The following is a 6604-nucleotide window of genomic DNA, read 5'->3' as shown; positions in this document are numbered from 1 at the left end:
GGGCAGGTGGGAGGTGAAACCCGCCGCCTTGGCGTGCCCGCCGCCGCCCAGTTCGGCACAGACGCGCGTCGCGGGCCGCCGCGGCCATCCCGGAGCACGAGTCGCCGATCCGGGTCACGGTTCCCGCCTCCGAGCGTGACAAGGCCGCCGCGGCGCTGAACGGCTTCGGCGCCACCTGGACCGAGCAGGCCGCTTCCGGTGGCGCGGTCCGGTTCGTCGTGGCCAACCCCGAGGGTCTCGACACGCACGAGCACCCCTGGGCGCGGAAGGTCCCCGACGCGCTGCGTGCGGCGGGAGTCTCTCCGCTCGCGGTGGTACTGCCGCAGTAATCCGGTACGGCGCGCGTCCCTTCGCGGGGCGCGCGCCGTTTCCGGTGCATCCTTGTGGGCCTGCTTTACGGGCCTGCTCTCCGTAGACCTGTTCTCTGCGGGCTTGTTCTCCGCGAGCCGTCAGATCGCCTTGGCCAGGGCGGTCGCCAGGTTGGCGGCGGCGCCGGGCGCGTAGCTCAGGAACAGGTAGGGCTCGGTGAGCTCGATCTCGATGAGGGCCGGGCTGCCGTCGGCCAGCCGGACCAGGTCCACCCGGGCGTAGAGCAGTTCGGGAAACTCGCCGAGCACCTGCTCGGCCAGGGCGAACTGGTCGGGCTCGGGGGTGCGGAGTTCCCCGTGGTCGTTGCCCTGTCCCGGCTTGGTGGCACTCTCGGTCAGCATCGGGTTGCGCCGGACGGCGTGGCTGAACCTGCCACCGAAGTAGAGCATCGAGGTCTCCCCCTCGCCCTCGACCATGTCCAGGTACGGCTGGATCATCGCGGTCCGCCCGTTGGCGGCCAGCTTGGCGGCGTGTTCCTCGGCCTCCCCGCGGTCCGTGGTCCTGATCGTGTCGCGGGCTCCGGCCGAGATCGACGGCTTGACCACGTACTCGTCGAGGAGCGGGAGGTTCGCGGTCTCGCCCGGCGCGACCCAGGAGGTGGGGATGATCGGCGCCTTCAGGTCACGCAGGTAGACCTTGTCGGTGTTGCGTTCCAGCACGGCGGCCGGGTTGAGCAGCCGGGTGACGGACTCCACGTGCCGGGCCCAGTCCAGGAACTCCGCCCGCCTCGTCACGTAGTCCCAGGCAGTGCGGACCACGACGGCGTCGAACGCGGCCCAGTCGACACTGGGATCGTCCCAGCGCACGATGTGACCGGTGATCCCCGCCTCGGCCCAGGCCGCGACGGCGAGCTCCTTCTCGTCATCGAGCTTGTCCGGGTCCGTGAAGGTCACGTACGCCGCAGCGGCAGCCATTGATTGTCCCCTTGTGTCAGTACCAATCAGACATAGGGCACCTTACCGATAGCCGCGTGTTCGACTGCGGGGTGGTCCTGCGGATCGCCGCGTTCTCAGCGAGAGTTCTGTGAGCGCACGAGTGTTTGGCATCCCCCCGCGGAAAGGGTGTTCCTCCGCCTACTCCCAGCGGAAGAACACGGCCGCGACGACGCTGCCGAACACGAGGCTGACGGCGAGGCCGATCAGGTGGGCGGCCTCGACGGGCGCGCCGATCCAGGCAGCCGACAGGGCCTGGGTCCCAGCGCCGAACGGCAGCCACTGCCCGATCGTCGCGATCGCGTCCGGGAGGCTGTCGCGCCCGCCGAACAGGCCGCCGGTGGCGCCCAGGACGAAGAAGACGCTCAGGCCGATCGCCACGGAGGAGTTCGGGGTGGGCGACAGTGCGGCGACGATCAGGCCCACGGCGTACATGGCGGCCACCGTCAGCGCCAGCACACCGAGCGCCGCGCCGACGTGCACCGGGGGGTTGGCGCCGAACGCCAGGACGGCCAGGATCCAGGCGGCCGCGATGCCGACGGCGATCTGCAGCACGCCGGCGGCCGCCTGGGCGACGAGGACCAACGCGGGCGAGGCGGGCGTCACCCCGAGGCGTCGCAGGATGCCGCTGCGACGGTAGTAAGCCAGGAAACTCGGCATGTTGACGATGCCGGTCGTGGCCACGACCATCGTGAACACCAGCGGCAGCACATGGACGTCGAGGGCCGTGCGGCCGTGCGCGATCGTCTCCCGGCCTGCGGACGAGGCGCTCATCACCAGGATGAGCATGGGCAGGCCGATCGGCACGATCAGCCCGGCGGTGTCGCGGGCGACCATCTTGAGCTCGCAGATCAGCAGTCCGGCCCAGGCGCGTGGGCCGGGGCGGTGGACGGTGATGTCCGTCATCGGATCGTCTCCTCCTTGGTGTCGAGCCGGTGCCCGGTCAGGGCGACGAAGGCGTCGTCCAGGCCGGCCTGTTCGCTGCGCGTCTCGGTCGCCACGACGCCGGCGCGTACGAGCGCGACGCTGACGGCCTGGAGCAGGTCACCGCGGCCTTCGACGGCGACGCGGTCGCCGTCGGCGCGTACCCGCTCGACCTCGTCGAGTCCTTCGAGCAGCCCGCTCGGCACGGGGGCGGCCGTGCGGAAGGTGACCCGCTGAGCGAACCCGGCCCTTCGAACGAGCCCGGAGGGCGAGTCGAGGGCGACGACCCGTCCCGCGTCGAGCAGCGCGACCCGGTCGCACAACCGTTCGACCTCCTCCATGGCATGGCTGACGAGCAGGATGGTCACGCCGGACTCGCGCAGGCGCTCAAGGGTCGACCACATCTGGCGGCGCGCCTCGGGGTCGAGCCCGGTGGTGAGCTCGTCGAGGATCACCACCCGAGGCCGCCCGACGAGGGCGAGCGCGATGGACAGCCGTTGTTGCTGGCCACCAGAGAGCTTCTCGAAGCGGGTGCGGTGGGAGGCGGTCAGGCCGACCGACTCGATCAGGTCGCCGGTCGGCAGCGGGTCGCGGTAGAAGGTCCCGTACAGGCGGACCAGCTCGGTGACCGTGAGCGCGGAGTGCAGGGTGGCCTCCTGCAGCTGGACTCCGAGGACCTGGCGCAGCCGGGCCCGGTCGCGCCGGACGTCCAGGCCGAGCACGCGGACGGTGCCGCGGTCGGGCCGCCTGAGCCCGGCGATCAGCTCGACGGTGGTCGTCTTGCCGGCTCCGTTGCGCCCCAGGATGCCGAAGATCTCGCCGGTGGCGACCGACAGGCTGACCTCCTCGACGGCGACCTTGGAGCGGTAGCGCTTGTGCAGGCGGTCCGTTTCGACGGCGGGAGATGACGTTGTCGCATGCATGCCGTCGACGTTAGGAAGGGCGAGCCCTTGGCGCCTGTGCCGATGGTCAGCATTGGCACCCATGACTTTCGGCACCTCAGCGCGGATGCGAGCGCCAGTACAGTGACGGTATGCGGCGAATCGAGCCGGACGCGTGGGCGGGGCTGGCGGTACTGCTGGTGTGCCTCGCGGTGGGCGCCCCGACGCTGCTCGGCGCGGCCGGGACACGGGTGCCCAAGCTGGTGTGGGGCGTGCTGTTCGTGGCGCTGCTGGCCTCGGCGCTGACCGCCGCGGTCTGGGAGGATCGCCGGCCGAGGCCGGCGCGGGTCTGCTACGGCGCGGCCGTCGTGCTGGGGTGGCTGACGATCCTGACGGCGCCCAGCGCCGGGTTGCTGCCGATCCTGCTGGTCTTCACCGCGGCCTTGAGCGCGTACATCGCGCCACTGTGGGCGGGCCCGGTGGTGGTCACGCTCAACACCGTCGTCATCGCCGTGACCGTGAGCCTCACCGGCGCCACCTTCACCGAGATCGGCCTCAGCGCGCTGCTGTACCTGCTGATCCAGGCCGCGACGCTGCTGAGCTCGCTGGCGATCATCCGGGAGCAGCGGATGCGCCGCGAGCTGGTCGAGGCGCATCTGGAGCTGCGGGCGGCGAGCGTCATCCTGGCCGACACCGCACGCGCTCACGAACGCCTGCGCATCGCCCGGGAGCTGCACGACCTCATGGGGCATCAGCTCACGGCGCTCACCCTGGAACTGGAGGTCGCCCGGCACCACGACGGCTCCCGCGCGCGCGTGCACATCGAGCGCGCCGACCGGGTGGCGCGGGACCTGCTCCGCGACGTGCGCACGACCGTCGGGCAGCTGCGCACCGACGCGCCCGATCTGCGCGCGTCCCTGAGCGCCGTGGTACGCGACATTCCCGGCCTCGACATCGGCGTGTGGATCGACGACGACGTACGCCCCACCGAGGAAGTGACCATGACGCTCATCCGCGTCGTCCAGGAGATCGTCACCAACACCATCCGGCACGCGAACGCGACCTCGCTGCGCATCCGGATCGAGAACACGCCGGACCAAGCCGTGAAACTCACCTCCGTCGACGACGGGCGTGGCAGCCCTCAGCTGCGGCCCGGCAACGGGCTGCGCGGCCTGAGCGAGCGGATCGACGCGATCGGCGGCGACGTGCGGCTCGACGGCAGCGACGGGTTCCGCGTCACCGCCAGGGTGCCCGCGCGATGATCCGGGTGATCGTGGTCGACGACCAGACCCTGGTGCGGCAGGGCATCCGCAGCCTGCTCGACCTGACCGACGACATCGAGGTGGTGGGAGAGTCCGACGACGGCATGTCCGCGCTGGCGGCGATCGAGGAGCACGCCCCCGATGTCGTCCTGCTCGACCTGCGCATGCCCCGCCATGACGGTATCTGGACGCTCACGGCGCTGCGGGAGCGCGCGGACGTCGCGCCACCGGTGCTCGTGTTGACCACGTTCGACAACGACACCCTCGTGCTGGACGCGATGCGGGCGGGGGCATGCGGCTACCTGCTGAAGGACGTGACGCTCGAACGGCTGACCCGGGCCATCCGTGTCCTGGCCGGCGGAGGGACGCTGATCTCGCCGTCGATCACCGACCGGCTGCTGCGCGCGGTGCACCGCCGCCGGCCACCGGGCGACGACGACCTGCCCGCGATCCAGCAGCTCACCGAACGAGAGCTGGAGGTGCTGCGGCTCGTCGCGGAGGGTTACAGCAACCGCGAGATCGCCCAGGCCCTGTTCCTGGCCGAAGGCACGGTCAAGAACCACGTCTCGACCGTGCTGCTCAAACTCGGGGCGCGCGACCGCACCAACGCGGTGCTGCGCGCCCTGCACACCAACATCCTCGACTGACAGATGAGGGGGTATCCGGTCTCGCACACGAGGCACCGGCAGCCCGGACAGTGCCCCCTCGTAGGGACAATGACGCCACCGTGTTCGAGCTGAACGCGCTGCACGTGTTGCGACCCCTCGCAGGGGCGATGAGGACTTCACGGCTTACGGGCGTGTGCGCGCTCCGGTGGGTGGGTGCTCCGGCCGGCCGTCTCAGTCGCTCCCCGGTGTTTCAGGCCTCCGGCCTGCTCGGGCGCGGTGGTTGCGGGCTTTCACACGCCGGCCGGAGCCCCCACCCACCTCCGCGCCTTCCACCCCGCCGCACCGCGCGCGAACCGTAGTCGTTCACTCTCCGGCCGCCCAGTGGACTCTCCGACGCTGAAGCTCTCGCGACGGGACCGCTCAAGGCTGGTCGCCGTAGCTGGCGCGCGTCTCTCCGACACAGCGCAGGGCCGATCACCGTATGCCCGATTGGACATGTTGTGCCCCCTCATCAGCACCCTCTGGACATCTGCATTTACGTCGTGACGTGAATGGCCACCTTCGGGCGTCCGAAAAAACGTTCTCCGTGCCGCTCACGCACTGCACGACACGATGATCGACACCCCCTGGATACCCGCACTCAATTGATGACCTTAACAATCATCATAGATGATCTAGGTTGTCAAGATCTTGAATTGCTTAACTCTGTCTGGCACTGTTCTTAACAGTTCGGCACGCGCTGGTGTTGCATACGGAAAGGAGCCACGCTGGTGGTTCACGAGAGAGCGGAAGGTGCATCAAAATGGGGATCCGCGCTTACAGTCGGAGTGCTTAGTATTGCCCTACTGGGCACACCGAGCCCCGTCTTCGCATCTTCGCCTAGCGATCCTAAACTGGGAACGGAGGAAATGACTCTGCCCCAAGGTGGGAGTCTACTCGACCAGCCTCCGCCACCGGATCCTCAGCCGATCCCGTTCGACGAACTTCCTTTGAATGAAAAGGATAAGCAACTGGCTAAGGCTACCAATGGCGCGAGCCTCCGTACGGATGCTAAAGCCACTACGCTTGCTGCCGCCGCAGCCACTACGTGGTGTGGGAACTGGCTGGCCGATCCGGCTAACGCCACTAACGCCGCAATGGTGTCAGGGACAGAAGTAAGGTGGCCTCGCGCAGACTCAAGCAATCCTCAAAACCTTCTTTTTTGGTGGTGGAGAGTAAATCAAGGATCAGCTAGCGGTGCTACGTTCGGCTGGTCCAAGGCATACGCCGAATCAGGCTACGCAACCAGCGGAACCAGGATCACCACTGGTTGGTGGGATACAGTTGGCGACCCGCACTTCTGTGGGTGGGGATCGAATCAGTATCGATCGATTAGCGACTGGAGTTCTAATGCTTACACGGCCGGGATAAGAAAGGACGAAGCTACTCGAGTTCGCGCTCACTTCTATCATGACGGATGGGACTACGGTAGCCCGGTGAGCTGGTAGCATTTATATTTTACAAACAATCTGTAGTGGGGGGGGGGGGGGGGGGGGCCGGGGGTTTTTTTTTTTTTTGTTTTTTTTTTTTTTTTTTTTTATTTTTTTTTTTATTTTTTATTTTTATTTTTTTTTAGTTTTTTTTTTTTT

5 protein-coding genes are annotated in these 6604 nt (G+C 67.7%); 2 read left to right on the top strand and 3 right to left on the bottom strand.

Annotated features, from left to right (window positions below; all coding sequences use genetic code 11):
* Positions 1–449 precede the first annotated feature (449 nt).
* The 3 genes from ABZ260_RS43790 to ABZ260_RS43780 form a co-directional block, all read right to left on the bottom strand.
* Positions 450–1283 (bottom strand): hypothetical protein, encoded by an 834-nt coding sequence (locus ABZ260_RS43790; protein WP_355629791.1) that lies wholly within the window; start codon positions 1281–1283, stop codon positions 450–452.
* Positions 1284–1442: 159 nt separating this feature from the next.
* Positions 1443–2207, bottom strand: coding sequence for an ABC transporter permease (locus ABZ260_RS43785; RefSeq protein ID WP_355629788.1), 765 nt, complete (start codon positions 2205–2207; stop codon positions 1443–1445).
* On the bottom strand, positions 2204–3148 hold the full coding sequence (locus ABZ260_RS43780; RefSeq protein WP_355629785.1) for an ABC transporter ATP-binding protein: 945 nt from the start codon (positions 3146–3148) through the stop codon (positions 2204–2206). The genes ABZ260_RS43785 and ABZ260_RS43780 overlap by 4 nt, the downstream gene beginning before the upstream one ends.
* 110 nt (positions 3149–3258) lie before the next feature.
* Here ABZ260_RS43780 and ABZ260_RS43775 point away from each other — a divergent pair, with 110 nt between their 5' ends.
* Positions 3259–4368, top strand: a complete 1110-nt coding sequence (locus ABZ260_RS43775) for a histidine kinase (RefSeq protein WP_355629782.1) — start codon at positions 3259–3261, stop codon at positions 4366–4368.
* Entirely contained in the window at positions 4365–5015 is a 651-nt protein-coding gene (locus ABZ260_RS43770) for a response regulator transcription factor (protein ID WP_355554808.1), read from the top strand. The genes ABZ260_RS43775 and ABZ260_RS43770 overlap by 4 nt, the downstream gene beginning before the upstream one ends.
* Positions 5016–6604 lie beyond the last annotated feature (1589 nt).

This window comes from Streptosporangium sp. NPDC006013 (assembly GCF_040614275.1).
In the GTDB taxonomy this organism is placed as follows: domain Bacteria; phylum Actinomycetota; class Actinomycetes; order Streptosporangiales; family Streptosporangiaceae; genus Streptosporangium.
This window is presented reverse-complemented; position numbering and strand designations above follow the sequence as displayed.

Coding starts and splice junctions, on each gene's coding strand:
- ABZ260_RS43790 (WP_355629791.1), bottom strand. CDS start 1,283: ATGGCTGCCGCTGCGGCGTACGTGACCTTCACGGACCCGGACAAGCTC.
- ABZ260_RS43785 (WP_355629788.1), bottom strand. CDS start 2,207: ATGACGGACATCACCGTCCACCGCCCCGGCCCACGCGCCTGGGCCGGA.
- ABZ260_RS43780 (WP_355629785.1), bottom strand. CDS start 3,148: ATGCATGCGACAACGTCATCTCCCGCCGTCGAAACGGACCGCCTGCAC.
- ABZ260_RS43775 (WP_355629782.1), top strand. CDS start 3,259: ATGCGGCGAATCGAGCCGGACGCGTGGGCGGGGCTGGCGGTACTGCTG.
- ABZ260_RS43770 (WP_355554808.1), top strand. CDS start 4,365: ATGATCCGGGTGATCGTGGTCGACGACCAGACCCTGGTGCGGCAGGGC.